This window comes from Cellulomonas iranensis NBRC 101100 = JCM 18110 (assembly GCF_001552375.1).
Classification (GTDB): domain Bacteria; phylum Actinomycetota; class Actinomycetes; order Actinomycetales; family Cellulomonadaceae; genus Cellulomonas; species Cellulomonas iranensis.
This window is the reverse complement of the sequence record NZ_BCRB01000074.1, coordinates 1-19,565: the sequence shown is the minus strand read 5'-3', so window position 1 is coordinate 19,565 and position 19,565 is coordinate 1. Positions and strand designations below refer to the sequence as shown.

Genomic DNA, 19,565 nt, shown 5'->3' with positions numbered 1-19,565 from the left:
GGCGATGGCCGGTCAGCGGCTCGGCGCGGGGGAGCCCGCGGCGCTCGTGGCGCTCGCCGACGCGTGGCTGCGCACCGGCGACCCGCTGCCCGCGCGGGCGGCCGTGGCCGCGCTGTGCGAGCCCGCGCTGCTGCGCGTGCCGGCGCTGCGGGTGGCCGCGCTCGACGCGTGCGCGCGCGCGACCGACCTGCTGCGAGCCGTGCCGGCGGCGCACCGGCGGGACGCCGACGTGCGCACGCTGCGGCAGGCGCTCGGCTACGCGTGGTCGGTCGCGGTCGCGGGCGACCCCGACGCGGGGCTGCCGGCGTTCGTGGTCCTCGCGCGCGATCCCGACGCCGACGTCGCGTGGGTCGTGCGGGAGAACCGGAAGAAGAAGCGGCTCGCGGCGCTGCTGGCCTGAGGGGGCCTGCGCCGGCCGTGCCGGCCCGTGCCGACCCAGCCGGGAAGGTTTCGACCCCGTCGGTGGTTCTGGCACAATGGTTCGTCGGTCTGCGGTTCACCGGCGCGGCACGCGCGTCCGGACCCGGAGGCACCCCCACCAAGGAGAGTTCAGTGAAGTCTGGCATCCACCCGGAGTACGTGGCCACCGAGGTCACGTGCACCTGCGGCAACACCTTCGTGACGCGCTCGACCGTGACGTCCGGCAAGATCCACGCCGACGTCTGCAGCGCCTGCCACCCGTTCTACACGGGCAAGCAGAAGATCCTCGACACCGGCGGCCGCGTGGCCCGCTTCGAGGCGCGCTACGGCAAGAAGAGCGCCAACTAGCACCCCGGCAGCGCCGGTGCGCGCGCGGACGACGGCCCTCCATGGCCGTGCCCGCGGCGCACCGGCGCTGTCGCTTTGTGCCGGTCGGGTCACGCGTGGGAGGTCAGCAGGTGGAGCAGCTCGACGCCGTCGAGGCGGCCCTCGCCGAGCACGCGCAGATCGAGCGTGACCTGTCCGACCCCGCGGTCCACGCCGACGCGGGCCGCGCGCGCCGCCTCGGGCGGCGCTACGCCGAGCTCGGGCGGGTCGTGCAGGCCTACCGGGCGTGGCGGACGGCCGCCGACGACGCGCAGGCCGCCGCCGAGCTCGCGGACGAGGACCCGGCGTTCGCCGACGAGCTGCCCGCGCTGCGCGCCGCGGCCGACGAGGCCGCCGAGCGTCTGCGCCGCGTCCTGGTGCCGCGCGACCCCGACGACGCGCGCGACGTGATCCTCGAGATCAAGGCCGGCGAGGGCGGTGAGGAGTCCGCGCTGTTCGCAGGCGACCTGCTGCGCATGTACACGCGCTACGCCGAGCGGCAGGGCTGGGCGGTGCAGGTGCTCGACTCCACGGCGTCGGACCTGGGCGGCGTCAAGGACGTGCAGGTCGCGATCAAGGCGCGCGGGGCGACGACGCCCGAGGACGGCGTGTGGGCGCACCTGAAGTACGAGGGCGGCGTGCACCGCGTGCAGCGCGTGCCGGTCACCGAGTCCCAGGGCCGCATCCACACGTCGGCGGCCGGCGTCATGATCTTCCCCGAGGCCGACGACGAGGGCGACGTCGAGATCGACCAGAACGACCTGCGGATCGACGTCTACCGCTCGTCCGGGCCGGGCGGGCAGTCCGTCAACACGACGGACTCGGCCGTGCGGATCACCCACCTGCCGACCGGCATCGTCGTGTCGATGCAGAACGAGAAGTCCCAGCTGCAGAACCGCGAGCAGGCGCTGCGCGTGCTGCGCGCGCGGCTGCTCGCGGCGCGGCAGGAGGAGGCCGCGGCCGCCGCGAGCGAGGCGCGCCGTTCGCAGGTGCGCACGGTCGACCGCTCGGAGCGGATCCGCACGTACAACTTCCCCGAGAACCGCATCGCCGACCACCGCACCGGCTACAAGGCGTACAACCTCGACCAGGTGCTCGACGGCGACCTCGGCCCGGTCGTCGCGTCCGCCGTCGAGGCCGACGAGGCCGCGCAGCTCGCCGCCGCGGGCGGCCACGCGTGACCGACGCCGTGCGCCCGGCGCCCGGGCTGCGGGCGTACGTCGACGGCGCCGCGGCCGTGCTCGCCGAGGCGGGCGTCGCGTCGCCGCGGCACGACGCGCTCGCGCTCGCCGCGTACGCGCTGGGCCTGCCGCGCGTCGAGCTGGTGCTGCCGCCGCCGCTGCCCGACGGGTTCGCCGCCGAGTTCGCGGGGCTCGTCGAGCGTCGTCGTGCGCGCGAGCCGCTGCAGCACATCGTCGGGTACACGGTCTTCCGCTACGTGACGCTGCGCGTCGAGCCGGGCGTGTTCGTGCCGCGGCCCGAGACCGAGACCGTCGCGCAGCTCGCGATCGACGAGGCGACGGCGCTCGCGGCGCGGGGCGCCCGCCCGCTCGTCGTCGACCTGTGCACGGGCACCGGGGCGATCGCGATCGCCGTCGACACCGAGGTGCCCGCGAGCCGGGTCGTGGCCGTGGACCTGTCCGACGAGGCCGTCGGTCTCGCGCGCGCCAACGCGGGCGCGGTCGGCACGGCCGACCTGCGCGTCGAGCGGGGCGACGTGCGCGACCCCGCGCTGCTGGCCGAGCTCGACGGCGCCGTCGACGTGCTCGTCTCCAACCCGCCCTACATCCCGCCCGACGCGGTCCCGCTCGACCCCGAGGTGCGCGACCACGACCCCGACCTCGCGCTCTACGGCGGGGGAGCGGACGGGCTCGAGGTGCCGCGCGCCGTGATCGCCGCCGCGGCCCGGCTGCTGGGCGACGGCGGCCTGCTGGTGATGGAGCACGCCGAGGTGCAGGGCCCCGCCGCACGTGCCGCGGCCGAGGCGACCGGCGCGTTCGCCGAGGTCCGGACGCTGCCCGACCTCACCGGCCGGGAGCGCACGCTCGTCGCGCGGCGGGTCGCACGGCCGGTCGTGGGAGACTCGCCCGCGTGAGCCTCATCCGCATCAAGGACGCGACCGACCCGGCGACCTGGGGCCCCGCGATCGACGAGGCCGTGAACGCGGTCGGTCGCGGCGAGCTCGTGGTGCTGCCCACCGACACCGTGTACGGCATCGGTGCCGACGCGTTCGCGCCGCGCGCCGTGCAGGCGCTGCTCGACGCCAAGGGCCGGGGCCGCCAGATGCCGCCACCCGTGCTCATCCCCGACGTCCGGACGCTCGACGGCCTCGCGACCGACGTCCCCGCCGGGGTCCGCGCGCTCGCCGAGGCGTTCTGGCCCGGCGGTCTGACGATCATCGTGCGCGCGCAGCCCTCCCTCGCGTGGGACCTGGGCGAGACGCACGGGACGGTCGCGCTGCGCATGCCCGACCACCCCGTGGCGCTCGCGCTGCTGCGCCGCACGGGTCCGCTCGCCGTCTCGAGCGCCAACCTCACGGGCCGGCCCGCGGCGACGACCGCGGCCGAGGCGTACCGCCAGCTCGGCGCCAAGGTCCCGGTGTTCCTCGACGGCGGCGAGGCGCCCGGCGGCGTCGCGTCGACCATCGTGGACGCCACGGGCGACGTGCTGCGCATCGTGCGGCTCGGCGCGCTCGACGTCGCGACCCTCGCCGCGGTGGCGCCCGTGATGGGCCCGCCCCCGCCCCCGCCGGCGCCGGCGACGGACGCGCCCGAGGCGGACGGCCGCGGGGACGGTGCGCCCGACGACGACGCCACGGCGGGCGGGACCGCCGCGCCGTGAGGGTGTACCTGCTCGTCGCGGTGGTCGCCGCGGTCGTCACCTACCTCACGACGCCGCTCGCGCGCTGGTGCGCGCTGCGCTGGGGGGCGATCACGGCCGTGCGCGACCGTGACGTGCACGCGGTCCCGACGCCGCGGCTCGGCGGCATGGCGATGTTCGTCGGACTGCTGGTCGCGCTGCTCATCGGCTCGCGCGTCCCGTTCCTCGAGCCGGTGTACGCCAACCCGCGGCCCATCTTCGGCATCGTCGGCGGTGCCGCGATCGTGTGCGCGCTCGGCGTCGCCGACGACATCTGGGACCTCGACTGGCTCACGAAGCTCATGGGGCAGATCCTCGCGGCCGGGTTCCTGGCCTGGCAGGGCGTGCTGCTCTACCAGCTGCCGGTCGCCGAGAACGTCATCAGCGGCTCGTCGCGCTCGGCGGTGTTCCTCACGGTGGTGTCGGTCGTCGTCGCGATGAACGCCGTGAACTTCGTCGACGGCCTCGACGGCCTCGCGGCGGGCGTCCTGGCGATCGGGGGCGCGGCGTTCTTCGTCTACGCCTACCTGCTGACCATCGGCACGGGCCGGGACGACTACTCGAACCTCGCGACGCTGGTGGTCGCGGCGCTCGTCGGCGTGTGCGTCGGCTTCCTGCCGCACAACTTCTACCCGGCGCGCATCTTCATGGGCGACTCGGGCTCGATGCTGCTCGGCTTCGTCATCGCGGCCGCCGCGATCGTCGTGACGGGTCAGATCGACTTCGCGGCGGTGGTCGACCGCGTGCGGTTCCCCGCGTACGTGCCGATCCTGCTGCCCGTCGCCGTGCTCGTGCTGCCGCTGCTCGACATGGGCCTGGCGATCGTGCGGCGCCTGCTCAACGGCAAGAGCCCGTTCCACCCCGACCGCCTGCACCTGCACCACCGGCTGCTGGCGCTGGGCCACAGCCACCGGCGCGCGGTCGCGATCATGTACGTCTGGACGGGCGTGCTGGCGTTCGGGGTCGCGGCGCTCGCCGCGCTGTCGACCACCACGGTCCTCGTCCTCACCGGCATCGGTGTGGTGATCGCGACGATCCTGACGTTCGGCCCGTTGCGCGGGTCGCGACGCACCCCCGACGACGTGCCGGACGACGCCCCGACCGTCGTCGGGTCCTGACCGCCCCACCCCTGAGGAGACCCCCGTGACGGACCCGGCCGGCCCCCTGGCCCCCGAGGCGCAGGACGCCATCCGTGCCGTGCTGCGCCGCGCGCTGCGCGACCTGCTCGTGCTGCTCGCCGTCCTCGTCGTGCTGGGGGTGGCGGTCGGGGCGCTGGTCGCCGGCCTCCCGGGCGTGTGGGGTGCGCTGATCGGCGCGGCGATCGCGCTCGCGTTCTCGGGCACGACGATCTGGTCGATGCTGCGCACGGTGCGGTCGGGGCTCGGCCAGATGTCGGCGCTCGTCATGGGCGCCTGGCTCGCGAAGGTCGTGCTCCTGGTCGTCGTGCTCGCGGTGCTGCGCGGCATGGACTTCTACGACGCGCGCGTGCTGGTCGTGGTGCTCACGCTCGGCGTGGTCGGGTCGGCGTTCGCCGACTACCGCGCGGTCCAGGCCAGCCGGACACCGTACGTCGTGCCCTCCGCGGGACCGCGGGACGAAGAGCCCAGAAGGGTGGACGGCGGTCAGGATCAGCCCCACCGATAGGTTAGGCTTCCCCCGAATCCACGACGTCCACGTGCTACGGAGCGCTCGCATCGACGCGCGCGTCGGCAGTCATCACGACCACAGGAGTCCGCTCTGTCCAGCCTCTCGACGATCCTGCCGTTCGCCGCGTCGCAGGACGGCGGGTTCCATGCGCCGACGATCGCCGAGTTCTTCCCGCCCACCGTGCTGTTCGGGGGCACCCCGTTCGAGCTGAACCGGATCATCCTCATCCGGATCCTCGCGACCCTCGTCCTGGTGACGCTGTTCTGGCTCGCCGCGCGCCGTGCGCGCCTGGTGCCGGGACGTTCCCAGAACGTCGCCGAGATGTCGCTCGACTTCGTGCGGGTCAACATCGCCGAGGAGATCATCGGCAAGGACACCGCGCGTCGGTTCGTCCCGCTGCTGACCACGATCTTCTTCGCCGTGCTCGCCGCCAACATCACGGGCGTCGTGCCCGGCCTCAACATCGCGAGCTCGTCGCTCATCGGCTTCCCGCTGGTGATGGCGATCATCGCCTTCGTCGCCTTCATCGTGGTCGGCATCAAGGCCCACGGCGCGGTCGGCTACCTGCGCACGACCCTGTTCCCGTCGGGCGTGCCGTGGCCGGTGTACATCATCCTCACGCCGATCGAGCTCATCTCGACGTTCATCCTGCGGCCGGCGACGCTCACCATCCGACTCCTCGTCAACATGGTGGCCGGGCACCTGCTGCTCGTCCTCTGCTTCGGCGCGACCCACTTCCTCTTCTTCGAGGCGGCGGGTGCGCTCAAGGCGGTCGGCGCCGTGACGCTCGCGGCCGGCTTCGCCTTCACGCTCTTCGAGATCTTCATCGCGGCGCTGCAGGCGTACATCTTCACGCTGCTCACCGCGGTCTACATCAGCATCTCGCAGGAGTCGCACTGACCACGTCGTAGTCCTCGTCGGCGGCCCACCGGGCCGTCGTCACGACCGTCGGAGGAACCGGACGAGGGTCCGGCCCCGCCAACCGGAAGGAAGAACACTCGTGGACATCACGGGCAACATCGCAACGATCGGTTTCGGCCTGGCCGCCCTCGGCCCCGGCATCGGCCTCGGCATCATGGTCGCCAAGACGCAGGAGGCCACGGCTCGCCAGCCCGAGGTCGCCGGTCTGCTGCGCACCAACATGTTCATCGCGCTCGCCGCCATCGAGGCGCTGGGCCTCATCGGCTTCGCCGCCGGCTTCGTCTTCTGATCCGATGATCGCGACGACTCTCGTCCTGGCGGCCGAGGGAGGCGAGCAGTCCATCCTCCTCCCGGCCACGTACGACATCGTGTGGTCGGCGGTGTGCGCGCTGATCATCGGGCTGGTCTTCTGGAAGGTCGTCCTGCCCGTCTTCACGCGCATCCTCGACGAGCGCACCGAGCTCATCGAGGGTGGGCTCAAGCGCGCGGAGGTCGCCCAGGAGGAGGCCGCCGCACTCATCGAGCAGTACAAGGCGCAGCTCGACGAGGCCCGCACCGAGGCCGCGCGCGTCCGTGAGGAGGCGCGTGCCGAGGGGCAGGCGATCCTCGCGGAGCTGCGGTCCAAGGCCACGGCCGACGCCGAGCGCATCGTCGAGACCGCGCACCGGCAGATCGAGGCCGAGCGTCAGGCGGCGGCGATCTCGCTGCGGTCCGACGTGGGCTCGCTGGCCACCGACCTCGCCGCGCGGATCCTCGGTGAGTCGCTCTCCGACGACGCGCGCGCGTCGCGGGTCGTGGACCGGTTCCTCGACGAGCTCGACGGCCAGCTGGGCGCGTCGGCCGACGAGGCGGACGCGGACCGCGTGAAGGGACGCTGATGCGAGGCACGAGCCAGCAGGCGCTGACGGACGCGGAGGACCGGTTCGAGCCGGTCCTCGCCGCCGCGGGTGCGGACGCCGCGACGCTGGGCGACCAGCTGTTCGCGGTGGTCGACCTGCTGGACGGGAACGCGTCGCTGCGGCGCGCGCTGACCGACCCCGGCGCGACGGGCGAGGCCAAGGCCGGGCTCGTCGGCGCCGTGCTCTCCGGGCGCGTCGACGGCCGGGTCGTCGACCTGGTCGCCGGCATGGTCCGGGCCCGCTGGGCGGGTGAGCGCGACCTCGTCGAGGCCGTCGACCGTCTGGGCACGGTCGCGGTGCTCGCGTCCGCGCAGGCGGCCGGCGAGCTCGAGCGCGTCGAGGACGAGCTGTTCCGGGTCGACCGGCTGCTCGCGGCGAACCGCGACGTCCGCCAGGCGCTCGGGGACCGGACGGCCGACGTGGCCCGCCGGACCACGCTCGTGCGCGACCTGCTGGGCACCAAGGCGGCCGCGGCGACCCTCACGCTCGTGACCCGCGCGGTCGCGGCCCCCCGGGGCCGCACGCTGACCGCCGCGGTCATCGAGCTCGGCCGGCTCGCGGCCGCGCGTCGACGCCGGCTCGTGGCCCAGGTGACGGCCGCCGCCGCGCTCACGCAGGCGCAGCGCGAGCGGATCGAGCGGCTGCTCGAGCGCCGCTACGGCCGCCCCGTGCAGCTCAACGTCTCCGTCGACCCCGCGGCCCTGGGCGGCCTGCGGATCCAGGTCGACGCCGACGTGATCGACGCGACCGTGCGCGCACGGCTGGACGACGCCCGCCGCCGGCTCGCCGGCTGACGAACCCTCTCGACGACCCCACCGCCGGTCCGCACCGGGCGGACACGACAGGAGTAACCGCTGATGTCTGAGCTGACGATCCGGCCGGAGGAGATCCGCGCCGCGCTGGACAGCTTCGTCAAGTCCTACGAGCCCGCCGACGCGGTCGCCGAGGAGGTCGGGCGCGTGACGCTCGCCGCCGACGGCATCGCGCAGGTCGAGGGCCTGCCCGGGGCCATGGCGAACGAGCTGCTGCGCTTCGAGGACGGCACGCTGGGCCTCGCGCTCAACCTCGACGTGCGCGAGATCGGTGTCGTCGTGCTCGGCGAGTTCGCCGGCATCGAGGAGGGCCAGGAGGTCCGCCGCACGGGTGAGGTCCTGTCGGTCGCCGTCGGCGACGGCTACCTCGGCCGCGTCGTCGACCCGCTGGGCAACCCCATCGACGGCCTGGGCGACGTCGCCACCGAGGCCCGCCGCGCGCTCGAGCTGCAGGCCCCCGGCGTCATGGCCCGCAAGTCGGTCCACGAGCCGCTGCAGACCGGCCTCAAGGCCATCGACTCGATGATCCCGATCGGGCGCGGCCAGCGTCAGCTCATCATCGGCGACCGCCAGACCGGCAAGACGGCGATCGCGATCGACACGATCATCAACCAGAAGGCGAACTGGGAGTCGGGCGACCCGACCAAGCAGGTGCGCTGCGTCTACGTCGCGATCGGCCAGAAGGGCTCGACCATCGCCGCGGTGCGCGGCGCCCTCGAGGAGGCCGGCGCGCTCGAGTACACGACGATCGTCGCGGCCCCGGCGTCCGACCCGGCGGGCTTCAAGTACCTCGCGCCCTACACCGGCTCGGCCATCGGCCAGCACTGGATGTACCAGGGCAAGCACGTCCTCATCGTGTTCGACGACCTGTCGAAGCAGGCCGAGGCGTACCGCGCCGTGTCGCTGCTGCTGCGTCGCCCCCCGGGCCGCGAGGCGTACCCCGGTGACGTCTTCTACCTGCACTCCCGCCTGCTCGAGCGCTGCGCGAAGCTCTCGGACGAGCTGGGCGCGGGCTCGATGACGGGCCTGCCGGTCATCGAGACCAAGGCCAACGACGTGTCGGCGTACATCCCGACCAACGTCATCTCGATCACCGACGGCCAGATCTTCCTGCAGTCGGACCTGTTCAACGCCGACCAGCGCCCCGCCGTCGACGTCGGCATCTCGGTGTCCCGCGTCGGTGGTGCCGCGCAGGTCAAGGCGATGAAGCAGGTGTCCGGCACGCTCAAGCTCGACCTCGCGCAGTACCGCTCGCTCGAGGCGTTCGCGATGTTCGCGTCCGACCTCGACGCGGCGTCGCGCGCGCAGCTGACGCGTGGTGCGCGGCTCATGGAGCTGCTCAAGCAGGGTCAGTACTCGCCGTACCCGGTCGAGGACCAGGTGGCGTCGATCTGGGCCGGCACCAAGGGCAAGCTCGACGACGTCCCGCTCGAGGACGTCCGACGCTTCGAGTCCGAGATGCTGGAGCACCTGCGCCGCAAGACCGACGTGCTCTCGACGATCGCCGAGACCGGCAAGCTCGACGAGGCCACCGAGCAGGCGCTCGGCTCGGCCGTCGACGACTTCCGCAACGGCTTCATCACGTTCGACGGCAGCGCCCTCGTGGGCGAGGCCGAGGAGGACGAGCACGTCGAGGTCGAGCAGGAGCAGATCGTCCGCCAGAAGCGGGCCTGAGCATGGCGGGACAGCAGCGCGTCTACAAGGCGCGGATCAAGAGCACCCAGTCGCTCAAGAAGATGTTCCGCGCCCAGGAGCTCATCGCCGCGTCGCGCATCGGCAAGGCGCGCGACCGGGTGGCCATGGCCACGCCGTACGCCCGGGCGATCACGCGTGCCGTCTCGGCGGTCGCGACGCACTCCGACGTGTCCCACCCGTTCCTCGTGGAGCGCACGGACACGACGCGCGCCGCGGTGCTGCTGATCGCCTCGGACCGCGGCATGGCGGGCGCCTACTCGGCGAGCGTGATCCGCGAGACCGAGCGGCTCGTGCAGCGGCTCGAGAGCGAGGGCAAGCAGGTCGCCCTCTACGTCTCGGGACGTCGCGCCGTGGCGTACTACACGTTCCGGCAGCGCGAGCTCGCGGGGCAGTGGTCCGGCTTCTCGGACGCGCCGACCCCCGAGGTCGCCGACGAGATCGCGAACGAGCTGCTCGACGCGTTCCGCGCGGCGGCCGAGGAGGGCGGCGTGAGCGAGGTGCACGTCGTGTTCACGCAGTTCGTCAACATGGTCACGCAGCGCCCGCGCGTCGTGCGGCTCCTGCCGCTCGAGGTCGTCGAGGGCGTGGCGCCGGTGGGCGAGAACGACGCGCTCCCGCTGTACGAGTTCGAGCCGAGCCCGGCCGAGGTGCTCGACGCGCTCCTGCCGCGGTACGTCCGTACGCGCATCTACGCCAACCTGCTGCAGGCCTCGGCCTCGGAGCTCGCGGCGCGGCAGCGGGCCATGCACACCGCGACCGAGAACGCCGAGGACCTCATCCGCACCTACACGCGACTGGCCAACCAGGCGCGGCAGGGCGAGATCACCCAGGAGATCAGCGAGATCGTGTCGGGCGCCGACGCGCTCGCGTCCTCCTGACCCCCGACAGCACGACACCGACCCCAGCCGGGCACCGCACCGCCCGGACGAGCGAAGCGAGGCAGACATGACCGCCACCACCGTCGACGCGACGGCCGCGAACGCCGGCACGCCCGGCGTCGGCCGGGTCGCGCGGGTCATCGGGCCCGTCGTGGACATCGAGTTCCCGCCGGACCAGATCCCCGAGATCTACAACGCGCTCGAGGTCGACATCGACCTCTCGGCGCAGGGCGAGGGGGAGGGCGACGGCGCCTTCACCATGACGCTCGAGGTCGAGCAGCACCTGGGTGAGTCCCTGGTGCGCGCCATCGCGCTGAAGCCGACCGACGGCCTCGTGCGCGGTGCGCAGGTGCGCGACACGGGCCTGCCGATCTCGGTGCCCGTCGGCGACGTCACCAAGGGCAAGGTCTTCAACGTCACGGGTGAGGTGCTCAACCTCGCCGAGGGCGAGAAGCTCGAGATCACCGAGCGCTGGCCCATCCACCGCAAGCCCCCGGCCTTCGACCAGCTCGAGTCGAAGACGCAGATGTTCGAGACCGGCATCAAGGTCATCGACCTGCTGACCCCGTACGTCCAGGGCGGCAAGATCGGCCTGTTCGGCGGCGCGGGCGTCGGCAAGACGGTCCTCATCCAGGAGATGATCCAGCGCGTCGCGCAGGACCACGGCGGCGTCTCGGTGTTCGCCGGCGTCGGCGAGCGCACGCGTGAGGGCAACGACCTCATCGTCGAGATGGAGGAGGCGGGCGTCTTCGACAAGACGGCCCTCGTCTTCGGCCAGATGGACGAGCCCCCGGGCACGCGTCTGCGCGTCGCGCTGTCGGCGCTCACGATGGCGGAGTACTTCCGCGACGTCCAGAAGCAGGACGTGCTGCTGTTCATCGACAACATCTTCCGGTTCACGCAGGCCGGCTCCGAGGTGTCGACGCTGCTCGGCCGCATGCCGTCCGCCGTCGGCTACCAGCCGAACCTCGCCGACGAGATGGGTCAGCTGCAGGAGCGCATCACCTCGACGCGCGGGCACTCGATCACGTCGCTGCAGGCGATCTACGTCCCCGCCGACGACTACACCGACCCGGCGCCGGCCACGACGTTCGCGCACCTCGACGCGACGACCGAGCTCAGCCGTGAGATCGCGTCGCGCGGTCTGTACCCCGCGGTCGACCCGCTCGCGTCGACGAGCCGCATCCTCGACCCGCGCTACGTGGGCCAGGAGCACTACGACGTCGCGACGCAGGTGAAGTCGATCCTGCAGCGCAACAAGGAGCTGCAGGACATCATCGCGATCCTCGGCGTCGACGAGCTCTCCGAGGAGGACAAGACGATCGTCGCGCGTGCGCGCCGCATCCAGCAGTTCCTCTCGCAGAACACCTACATGGCCGAGAAGTTCACGGGTGTCGTGGGCTCGACCGTGCCGGTCACCGAGACCGTCGAGGCGTTCAAGAAGATCGCCGAGGGCGAGTTCGACCACATCGCCGAGCAGGCGTTCTTCAACATCGGCGGCCTCGAGGACCTCGAGCGCAACTGGGCCCGCATCCAGAAGGAGTACGGCGTCTGACCTGCGGGTCGGGCGGCGTACGGCAGGGCTGAGGGAGGAGCACGGTGGCAGAGCTCGAGGTGGACGTCGTCGCCGCGGACGGCAAGGTCTGGTCGGGGACGGCACGTCAGGTGTCGGCCCCGGCCGCGGACGGTGACATCGGCATCCTCGCGGGGCACACGCCGATCCTGTCGGTGCTGCGCGAGGGCCCGGTGCGGATCGTGCCCGCGGGCGGGGGAGCCCCGCTCGCGTGGCACGTCGACGGCGGGTTCCTGTCGGTCGACGACAACCAGGTGACGGTCGTCGTCGACGCCGTGTCCGAGGCGGCGGCCGCTGCCACGTCCGGGCACTGACCCCGGCGGGCGGGTGACGGCGTGAGCGGGCAGGTCCTCGCCGTCGTCGCGGGCGTCGTCGCCGTGCTGGTGCTGGCGCTCGTGGCCCTGTGGTTCTCGCGGACACGCACGCTCGCGCGACGGGTCGGGTCGTTCGGGTGCGTCCTCACCGAGGCGAACGACCCGCGCCCGGCCCGCGGCACCGCGCAGTACGGCGCGACGCGCCTCTACTGGTGGCGTCGCGTCTCGGTGATGCCCCGGCCGGCGCGCACGTGGTCCCGCTACGGGCTCGTCGTGCTGGAGAGGTCGGTGCTCCCGCCCGCCCCGGGCCGGCCGCAGGCCGTCGTGGCGCACTGCCGGGTCGTGCCGGCCGCGGGTGGTCCGGCGCAGGAGGTCCGCCTGCAGATGTCCGTCGAGGCGTACGCCGGGTTCACGTCGTGGATCGAGGCGACGCCGTCGCGCGTCGGGACGATCATCTGATCCCGGCGCGACCAGAGGAAGGAAGCGCATGCGCTTGGTCGTCGCGGAGTGCGCGGCCCGCTACACCGGTCGGCTCTCGGCGCACCTGCCGCGTGCCCGCCGGCTGCTCGTGGTCAAGGCCGACGGTTCGGTGCTGCTGCACTCGGACGGCGGCTCCTACAAGCCGCTGAACTGGATGAGCCCGCCCTGCTCCCTCGCGGTCGGCGAGCCCGACGCCGAGCAGGCGGCCGCCGGCGTGACGCAGGTGTGGACCGTGCAGCACGCGAAGTCCGACGACCGGCTCGTCATCGACCTGTACGACGTGCAGCACGACTCGGCGCACGAGCTGGGCGTCGACCCCGGCCTCGTGAAGGACGGTGTCGAGGCGCACCTGCAGGAGCTGCTGGCGGCGCAGATCGCGCTGCTCGGCACCGGCCACCAGCTGGTGCGGCGCGAGTACCCGACGGCGATCGGCCCGGTCGACATCCTGGCGAAGTCGCCCGAGGGCGGCACGGTCGCGGTCGAGATCAAGCGCCGGGGCGACATCGACGGGGTCGAGCAGCTCACGCGGTACCTCGAGCTGCTCAACCGGGACCCGTTGCTGCGGCCCGTGCGAGGCGTCTTCGCGGCGCAGGAGATCAAGCCGCAGGCGCGGGTGCTCGCGGCCGACCGGGGGATCGCGTGCCTCGTGCTCGACTACGACGCGATGCGCGGCGTCGACGACGTGGACTCGCGACTCTTCTGACCGGCCGCAGCGCTGTTGAACATGTTCAGTTGAACGTGTTCAATGGCGCCATGGATCAGTCCCCGCAGCCCGTCGACGGTCCGGCCGTGCGCGGCATGTCGCCCGTGCTCGGCGTCGTCGGCTGGACCGCGGTGGTCGTCGTGTCCGTCAACGTCCCGCTCGGCACGGGTCTCATGGTCGTCGAGGAGGCCGGCGCGGGACTGGGCGGGCTCGGCTTCGTGCTGGTGCTCGCGGCCTTCGTCGCCGTCGTGCCGACCGTCGTGCTCGGCTTCCCGCTGGGGCTGCTCACCGCCTGGGCGCTGCGGTCCGTGCCGCACGAGCGTCTGCACGTCGCCGCGTTCGCCCTGGTCGGGGCCGTGACAGCGACCGCGATGGCCATGGTCCCCGACCTGTGGGCGGGCACGGAGACCGCGTCGCCGCCCCCGGTGACCGTGCTCGTCTACGCGCTCGAGGGTGCGCTCGGCGCGGGCGGCGGGCGGTGGGCCGCGGGAGCGGTGCGTCGACGTCGCGCCTCGCGTGCGCGCGCCCCCCACGACGCCGGGGTCGCCGCATGAGCGCCCGGCGGACGGCGGACGAGACGCGGGACCTGATCCGCACGACGGCGCTGCACCTGTTCCGCGAGCGGGGCTTCGACGCGACGACGATGCGCGCGGTCGCGCAGGAGGCGGGCGTCGCGGTGGGCAACGCGTACCACCACTTCGCGTCCAAGGACGACCTCGTGCAGGAGGTCTACCTCGAGGTGAACCGCGAGCACGCCGCGCGGGCGCGCACCGCCCTCGCGACGGGCGGCGACCTGACGTCGCGACTGCGGGCGACCTGGCACGCGGGCCTCGACGCCTTCGGCCCCTACCGCCGGTTCGGAGTCGAGTCCATCGGGGTCGCGATCCGGCCGGGCTCGGCCGCGAGCCCGTTCTCGGCCTCCTCGGTGCCGAGCGCCGACCTCAGCCGGGCGATCTTCCGCGAGGTCGTCGACGGTGCCAGCCCCGCGGTCCCCGCGCACCTGCGCGCCGACCTGCCGGAGCTGCTGTGGCTCGCGCAGCTCGGCGTCGTGGTCGCGTGGGTGCACGACACGACGCCCGACCAGCGGCGCGTCCGCGCGCTCGTCGACGGCGCCGCGCCCCTGGTCGGGCGCCTGGTGGGCCTCGCGCGTCTGCCGGTCGCGCGGGGGGTCGCCGAGGACGCGCTGCGGCTGCTCGCGGCGGTGCGGCCGTGACCCGGCGGTGGACGGCGCCCGGGGTGCTCGGGGTGCTCGCGGCCGTCGTCACCGTGTGGGTGCTGCGCGCCGCGCTGGTGCTCGCCGTCGACGGTCCGGGCGCACCGGCGCTGACGCGACCGTCCCTGCTGCTGGTGTACGCGGCCGGGCCGGCGCTGCTGTGCGCGGTGCCGATCGCGCTCGTCGCCCGCGCGGCGCTGGCCCGCACCGGGCCCGCCGTCCTGGCGTACGGCGCGGTCGGACTGCTGGGCGGGGCCCTCGTCGGCGTCGTGCAGCCCCTGGTGCTGCTCTCGACGTGGCCGTGGCTGCTGGGCACCGGCCCGCTCGTCGAGCTCGTGGTGCTCCCCGCGGTCGGGGGGCTCGTGGGCGGGCTGACCGCCGGGCTGGTGCGCCGCGGGCAGGAGCGCCAGCGGGGTGACGGTCCGCGCGGCGACGCGTCGCGCGGCTGAGGTCTCAGGCGACCCAGGCACCCGCGCGCAGCACGCGCGTGGGTTCGAGCCCGGGCGTGGTCACGAGCAGGTCGGCCCGGTGGTCGGGCAGCACCGCCCCGAGGTCGGGGCGGCCGAGCACCTGCGCGGGCGTGCTCGAGGCCGCGCGCACCGCGGCGACCAGCGGGACGCCCGCGGTGACGGTCGCGCGCACGACGTCGAGCAGGTGCGCGACGCCGCCCGCGATCGCCCCGACGCGCAGCGCTGCGCCCGGCTCGGCGAGGTCGTGCTCGAGGAGCCGTGCCACGCCGTCGGCCACGCGGACCGCCATCGGCCCGAGGCGGTAGTCCCCGTCGGGCATGCCGGCGGCGGCCATCGCGTCGGTCACGAGCACCGCGGCGTCCGCCCCGACCAGGTCGAGCACCGACCGGACCGTCGCGGGCGCGAGGTGCGTGCCGTCGGCGACGAGCTCCACCACGAGCTCGCCGCGCGCCGCCGCGGCGAGGCACGCGGCCACCGGGCCGGGGTCGCGGTGGTGCAGCGGACGCATGCCGTTGAACAGGTGCGTCGCCGTGGGGCGGTGCGAGCGCGCGCCCGGCGAGGTCGCCAGCAGGTCGAACGCGCGGTCGATCGCGGCGTCGGTCTGCTCGGCGCTCGCGTCGGTGTGGCCCACCGACGGCAGCGCGCCGGCCTCGACGAGCGCGCGCAGCACGTCGTCGTCGCCGACCACCCCGGCGACCTCGGGCGCGACGGTCATCGTCACGAGGTGGCCGCGGGCCGCCGCCGCGACGGCGCGGACGAGCCCCGGGTCGCCGGGCACCATGTCGTCCGGGTGCTGCGCGCCGCAGCGCGCGGGGGAGAGGAACGGCCCCTCGAGGTGGATCCCGGCCACGACGCCGGCGTCGACGGCGTCGGCCAGCAGCGCGGTGCGCGCGAGCAGGACGTCGCGCGGCGCCGTGACGAGCGACGCGACGAGCGTCGTCGTGCCGTGGCGCAGGTGCTCGTCGGCCGCGCGGCGCACCTCGTCGGGCGTCGTCGCGTCCGGGAAGCTCGCGCCGCCTCCGCCGTGGCAGTGCAGGTCGACAAGCCCGGGCAGCACGAGCGTGCCCGGCGCGGGCCGTGGTGGGCGGTGCGTCGCCGGCACGTCGTCCGCGGCGCCGACCCAGACGATCCGGTCGCCCCGCACGGCGACGGCCGCGTCGGGCAGCACCTCGGCGGGGGTGACGACGTCCCCCCGGACCACGAGCGCACCGGTGAGGTCGGACGGACCGTTCGTCATGCCCCGATCATCGCGCAGGTGACGGCTGCGCGTCAGGGCCCGGCCTCGGCGGCTCTGGGCCCGCCGCGCACCGCCGCCCGTGCACCCCACCACCCACGGACCCCACCGGCCACGGACCCCACCGCCGACGGACACCGCGACGGCCCGGCGGACCTCCGCGCGCCGTCGAGGGGGAGCGGTGCGCCGGTCACACGAGGCGCAGCGTCGCGAGGCGTGCGGTCCCCACGAGGCGGACGCTCAGGTCGGCGACGTCGCGCGCGGGGACGGTCAGCGGCACGGTGGTGAGCGTCCAGTCGTGGCGTCCGACGCCGTCGGGGACGTCGAGGCGGGCGAGCTCGGCGCCGGTCGAGGCGTCCCGGACCTCGACGCGGGCGGGTCCGGGCCCCGTGCGGGCGACCTCGAACGCGATCGCGGTCGCGCCCGCGACCCGGCAGTCGCGCAGCAGCACCTCACCCGCGGTGCGGCCCCGCCGGACCTGCACGCACGTGCCCGTCTCGCGCGTCCGCTCGGACAGGTCGACGCCTCGCAGGTCGTCGGCGTCCGCGACGCGCACGGGCCGGTCCCGCAGCTCGCGCGGCGGCACGGGCGCGCCCGCGACGTCGACGTCCGCCCGCTGCGCGACGGCGGTGCTCGACGGGCCGGCCCCCAGCACGTAGCGGCCCGGCTCGACGACCCACCGATCGCGGGTCACGTCCCACACCGCGAGGTCGCGCACCGGCACGCGCAGCGCGACGACGCTCGTCGCGCCCGGGGCCACGACGACCCGCGCGTGCGCGACGAGGCGGTGCGGGTACGGCAGCCGGTGCCCGGGTGCGTCGACGTAGAGCTGGACCAGCTCGTGGGCGGGTCGTGCGCCGCGGTTCTCGACGGTCACGTGTGCGACGAGCGTCGCGTCCTCGTCGACCGGCGCGCGGTCCGCGGCGACGTCGAGCGCCACGTAGCGCACGTCGCCGTACGTGCGGCCGTGCCCCAACCCGTACCGGTGGGGCGTGGGCGAGTACCAGCTCGTGGTGCGCGTGGCGATGACGTCGTAGTCGAGCAGGTCACCGGCCTGCGCGGCGTCGGCGGGCCACTCCTGCGCGAGCCGACCGGTGGGCTCGACGTCGCCGAGCAGCACGTCGGCGAGGCCGTGCCCGTGCTCCTGCCCGCCGTGCGACGACCACACGACGGCGGCAGCGGCGTCCGCCTCGCCCTCCAGCACGTACGGGTACGACGAGACGACGAGCAGCACGGCGCGCGGGTTCGCGGCGACGGCGGCCCGCCACAGCGCCCGCTGGCTCGCGGGCAGCCCGAGGTGCGGGCGGTCCTCGGTCTCACGGCCGTGCAGGTGCGGGTCGTTGCCGGCCGTCACGACGACGACGTCGGCCGCCGCCGCGGCGCGCGCGACCTCCTCGGTGCCGCTGCGCAGGACCCGGGCCGCGAACTGCTCGGCGTGCGTGGCGTCGGGCGCGTCGGCGACGAGCGTCCCGGCCTCGTCGTGCTGCACGCGCAGCCAGCGGCCCGACCCGACGTGCTGGAGCGACCACGTGCCCTCGTCGTGGCGGTGCGCGCGGAACGACTCCTGGGCGACCCACCCGCCGACGCGCGTCGCGTCGGCGCGCACGACCCACCCGGCGCCGCTCCAGAGGCGGTCGGACGCGACGTCGCGCAGCGTGAGCAGGCCGTCGCCCCAGTCCGTGACGTCGTGCGCCACCACCTCGACGGCGTCGGCCACGAGCGTGCCGTCGCCCAGGGCGCGGACGCCGCGGCCCGTGGAGGTCGCGGTCAGGGCGACGCGGTCGGCGCCGTCGGCGACGTGCACGCGGTCGGGTCCCAGCGCCTCGGCGAGCGCGGTGCCGAGGCCCACGAGGTAGGGCGGGGTGCCGGAGTACCAGTCGTGCAGCACGCGGTCGGCGTGCGGTCCGACGACGGCGACGGACGCGTCGCGGGGGAGCGGCAGCACGCCGTCGTCCTCCAGCACGACGACCGCGCGGGCGGCGGCCTCGCGCGCGAGCGTCCGGTGCTCGGGCAGGTCGATCGACTCGGGGCCGACGACCCACGGGTCGAGGTCGGGGTCGAGCTCGCCCGTGCGCAGCCGCAGCTCGAGCTGGCGCAGCACGGCGCGGTCGACGTCAGCCTCGGTGAGGAGCCCGCGCTCGAGCGCCGCAATCACGCGCTCGACGGTCGGCCGGGGGTCGGCGTCGTCGGCCGTGAACGAGTCGACGCCGGCGCGCACCAGCGCCGCGTGCGACGTGACGTGGTCGTCGTGGTAGCGCTGGAACGTCACGACGTTGCCGGGGGCGGCGGCGTCCGAGACGACCAGCAGGGACGTGGCCGACCACGACCGCAGCTCGTCGAGCAGCTCGCCGCACAGGTGCGCCGGGCGGCCGTTGACGAGGTTGTACGACGGCATGACGGCGCCGACGACGCCCGCGGCGATCGGGCCGCGGAACGCGGGCAGCTCGTACTCGCGCAGCACGCGCGGGCGCAGCTGTGTGCTGGTCACGGCGCGGTCGGTCTCGTTGTCGTACCCGAGGAAGTGCTTGAGCGTGGGCACGGTGCGCCAGTAGACGGAGTGGTCGCCGCGCAGGCCGCGCGCGTAGGCGGTCGCGAGGTGCGCGGTCACGTGAGGGTCGCTGGACCAGCCCTCCTCGTTGCGGCCCCAGGCGGGGTGACGCAGCGGGTCGACCACGGGTGCCCACACGTTGAGCGAGACCGTCGGGTCGGCCGCGTGCTTGGCGCGCACCTCGACGCCGACGGCGGCGCCGACGCGTTCGAGCAGGTCGACGTCCCAGGTCGCGGCGAGGCCCACGGGCTGCGGGAACGTGGTGGCGGTGCCGAGCCAGGCGACGCCGTGCAGGGCCTCGGTGCCCGTGCGGAACGCGCCCAGCCCGAGGCGCTCGACGGCCGGGGCGTGCTGGTGCAGCAGGGCGATCCGCTCGTCGCGCGTGAGCTCGTCGAGGAGCGCGGCGGCGCGTTCCTCGACCGGCAGCGCGGGGTCGCGCCACCGCGGCGTCCCGGGGTCGGGCGCGGTCGCTGCGGGGGTGGGCGTGGGGGCGTCGTCGGCCACGGCGGTCCTCGTCGGTCGGGGTGGGCGGG

General features: G+C 74.5%; 21 protein-coding genes and 1 pseudogene. 20 read left to right on the top strand and 2 right to left on the bottom strand.

Going from position 1 to position 19,565, the window contains the following annotated elements; translation table 11 throughout:
* From CS2_RS19095 to CS2_RS14030, 20 genes and pseudogenes are all read left to right on the top strand, one after another.
* Positions 1–400 (top strand): annotated as a pseudogene (locus CS2_RS19095) (HEAT repeat domain-containing protein); the annotation flags it as partial.
* Between the two features lie 152 nt (positions 401–552).
* Positions 553–768, top strand: a complete 216-nt coding sequence (rpmE, locus tag CS2_RS14120) for a 50S ribosomal protein L31 (protein ID WP_046527782.1) — start codon at positions 553–555, stop codon at positions 766–768.
* A 110-nt stretch (positions 769–878) separates the two neighbouring features.
* On the top strand, positions 879–1,967 hold the full coding sequence (prfA, locus tag CS2_RS14115; RefSeq protein ID WP_070320458.1) for a peptide chain release factor 1: 1,089 nt from the start codon (positions 879–881) through the stop codon (positions 1,965–1,967).
* Complete coding sequence (gene prmC, locus CS2_RS14110) at positions 1,964–2,881, top strand: peptide chain release factor N(5)-glutamine methyltransferase (protein ID WP_082740241.1); 918 nt, start codon at positions 1,964–1,966, stop codon at positions 2,879–2,881. The genes prfA and prmC overlap by 4 nt, the downstream gene beginning before the upstream one ends.
* Positions 2,878–3,627: an L-threonylcarbamoyladenylate synthase gene (locus CS2_RS14105; protein WP_070320457.1), complete on the top strand. Its 750-nt coding sequence runs from the start codon at positions 2,878–2,880 to the stop codon at positions 3,625–3,627. The genes prmC and CS2_RS14105 overlap by 4 nt, the downstream gene beginning before the upstream one ends.
* Positions 3,624–4,763, top strand: a complete 1,140-nt coding sequence (locus CS2_RS14100) for an MraY family glycosyltransferase (protein ID WP_046527784.1) — start codon at positions 3,624–3,626, stop codon at positions 4,761–4,763. The genes CS2_RS14105 and CS2_RS14100 overlap by 4 nt, the downstream gene beginning before the upstream one ends.
* A 25-nt stretch (positions 4,764–4,788) precedes the next feature.
* Positions 4,789–5,289, top strand: a complete 501-nt coding sequence (locus tag CS2_RS14095; RefSeq protein WP_070320456.1) for a Cg1360 family ATP-synthase-associated protein — start codon at positions 4,789–4,791, stop codon at positions 5,287–5,289.
* A gap of 183 nt (positions 5,290–5,472) precedes the next feature.
* The gene (atpB, locus tag CS2_RS14090; protein ID WP_226236535.1) at positions 5,473–6,192 is read left to right on the top strand and encodes a F0F1 ATP synthase subunit A; all 720 of its coding nucleotides are present in this window, start codon (positions 5,473–5,475) and stop codon (positions 6,190–6,192) included.
* Between the two features lie 100 nt (positions 6,193–6,292).
* Positions 6,293–6,502 (top strand): ATP synthase F0 subunit C, encoded by a 210-nt coding sequence (gene atpE, locus CS2_RS14085; protein ID WP_256970836.1) that lies wholly within the window; start codon positions 6,293–6,295, stop codon positions 6,500–6,502.
* Between the two features lie 4 nt (positions 6,503–6,506).
* The gene (locus CS2_RS14080; RefSeq protein ID WP_070320454.1) at positions 6,507–7,091 is read left to right on the top strand and encodes a F0F1 ATP synthase subunit B; all 585 of its coding nucleotides are present in this window, start codon (positions 6,507–6,509) and stop codon (positions 7,089–7,091) included.
* Entirely contained in the window at positions 7,091–7,906 is an 816-nt protein-coding gene (locus CS2_RS14075; RefSeq protein WP_070320453.1) for a F0F1 ATP synthase subunit delta, read from the top strand. Before CS2_RS14080 ends, CS2_RS14075 begins: the two co-directional genes overlap by 1 nt.
* Before the next feature lie 63 nt (positions 7,907–7,969).
* Complete coding sequence (atpA, locus tag CS2_RS14070; RefSeq protein ID WP_046527788.1) at positions 7,970–9,598, top strand: F0F1 ATP synthase subunit alpha; 1,629 nt, start codon at positions 7,970–7,972, stop codon at positions 9,596–9,598.
* Positions 9,599–9,600: 2 nt separating this feature from the next.
* Positions 9,601–10,497 (top strand): F0F1 ATP synthase subunit gamma, encoded by an 897-nt coding sequence (locus CS2_RS14065; RefSeq protein ID WP_070320452.1) that lies wholly within the window; start codon positions 9,601–9,603, stop codon positions 10,495–10,497.
* A 67-nt stretch (positions 10,498–10,564) separates the two neighbouring features.
* Positions 10,565–12,052 (top strand): F0F1 ATP synthase subunit beta, encoded by a 1,488-nt coding sequence (atpD, locus tag CS2_RS14060; protein ID WP_070320451.1) that lies wholly within the window; start codon positions 10,565–10,567, stop codon positions 12,050–12,052.
* 44 nt (positions 12,053–12,096) lie between these two features.
* Positions 12,097–12,384 (top strand): F0F1 ATP synthase subunit epsilon, encoded by a 288-nt coding sequence (locus CS2_RS14055; protein WP_046527791.1) that lies wholly within the window; start codon positions 12,097–12,099, stop codon positions 12,382–12,384.
* Positions 12,385–12,405: 21 nt separating this feature from the next.
* Positions 12,406–12,843 carry a DUF2550 family protein gene (locus CS2_RS14050; RefSeq protein WP_070320450.1) on the top strand — a complete coding sequence of 146 codons (438 nt, stop codon included), beginning with the start codon at positions 12,406–12,408 and terminating at the stop codon, positions 12,841–12,843.
* 28 nt (positions 12,844–12,871) lie between these two features.
* Positions 12,872–13,567 carry an endonuclease NucS gene (gene nucS, locus CS2_RS14045; protein WP_046527793.1) on the top strand — a complete coding sequence of 232 codons (696 nt, stop codon included), beginning with the start codon at positions 12,872–12,874 and terminating at the stop codon, positions 13,565–13,567.
* 50 nt (positions 13,568–13,617) lie between these two features.
* Positions 13,618–14,121, top strand: coding sequence for a hypothetical protein (locus CS2_RS14040; RefSeq protein WP_070320449.1), 504 nt, complete (start codon positions 13,618–13,620; stop codon positions 14,119–14,121).
* Positions 14,118–14,780 carry a TetR/AcrR family transcriptional regulator gene (locus tag CS2_RS14035; RefSeq protein WP_070320448.1) on the top strand — a complete coding sequence of 221 codons (663 nt, stop codon included), beginning with the start codon at positions 14,118–14,120 and terminating at the stop codon, positions 14,778–14,780. Before CS2_RS14040 ends, CS2_RS14035 begins: the two co-directional genes overlap by 4 nt.
* The gene (locus tag CS2_RS14030; RefSeq protein WP_070320447.1) at positions 14,777–15,229 is read left to right on the top strand and encodes a hypothetical protein; all 453 of its coding nucleotides are present in this window, start codon (positions 14,777–14,779) and stop codon (positions 15,227–15,229) included. Before CS2_RS14035 ends, CS2_RS14030 begins: the two co-directional genes overlap by 4 nt.
* A 4-nt stretch (positions 15,230–15,233) precedes the next feature.
* Here CS2_RS14030 and CS2_RS14025 read toward each other — a convergent pair whose 3' ends face one another.
* Both CS2_RS14025 and CS2_RS14020 read right to left on the bottom strand, forming a co-directional pair.
* Positions 15,234–16,487, bottom strand: coding sequence for an N-acetylglucosamine-6-phosphate deacetylase (locus tag CS2_RS14025; protein WP_070320446.1), 1,254 nt, complete (start codon positions 16,485–16,487; stop codon positions 15,234–15,236).
* A gap of 187 nt (positions 16,488–16,674) precedes the next feature.
* A complete protein-coding gene (locus tag CS2_RS14020; RefSeq protein WP_082740240.1) occupies positions 16,675–19,536 on the bottom strand; it encodes a glycoside hydrolase family 3 C-terminal domain-containing protein in 2,862 nt (953 codons plus the stop codon).
* Positions 19,537–19,565: the final 29 nt, after the last annotated feature.

Bases quoted from the DNA above. Each gene is read 5' to 3' on its own strand.
- CS2_RS14080 (WP_070320454.1), top strand. From the start codon at position 6,507: ATGATCGCGACGACTCTCGTCCTGGCGGCCGAGGGAGGCGAGCAGTCC.
- CS2_RS14075 (WP_070320453.1), top strand. From the start codon at position 7,091: ATGCGAGGCACGAGCCAGCAGGCGCTGACGGACGCGGAGGACCGGTTC.
- atpA (WP_046527788.1), top strand. From the start codon at position 7,970: ATGTCTGAGCTGACGATCCGGCCGGAGGAGATCCGCGCCGCGCTGGAC.
- CS2_RS14065 (WP_070320452.1), top strand. From the start codon at position 9,601: ATGGCGGGACAGCAGCGCGTCTACAAGGCGCGGATCAAGAGCACCCAG.
- atpD (WP_070320451.1), top strand. From the start codon at position 10,565: ATGACCGCCACCACCGTCGACGCGACGGCCGCGAACGCCGGCACGCCC.
- nucS (WP_046527793.1), top strand. From the start codon at position 12,872: ATGCGCTTGGTCGTCGCGGAGTGCGCGGCCCGCTACACCGGTCGGCTC.
- CS2_RS14040 (WP_070320449.1), top strand. From the start codon at position 13,618: ATGGATCAGTCCCCGCAGCCCGTCGACGGTCCGGCCGTGCGCGGCATG.
- CS2_RS14035 (WP_070320448.1), top strand. From the start codon at position 14,118: ATGAGCGCCCGGCGGACGGCGGACGAGACGCGGGACCTGATCCGCACG.
- CS2_RS14025 (WP_070320446.1), bottom strand. From the start codon at position 16,487: ATGACGAACGGTCCGTCCGACCTCACCGGTGCGCTCGTGGTCCGGGGG.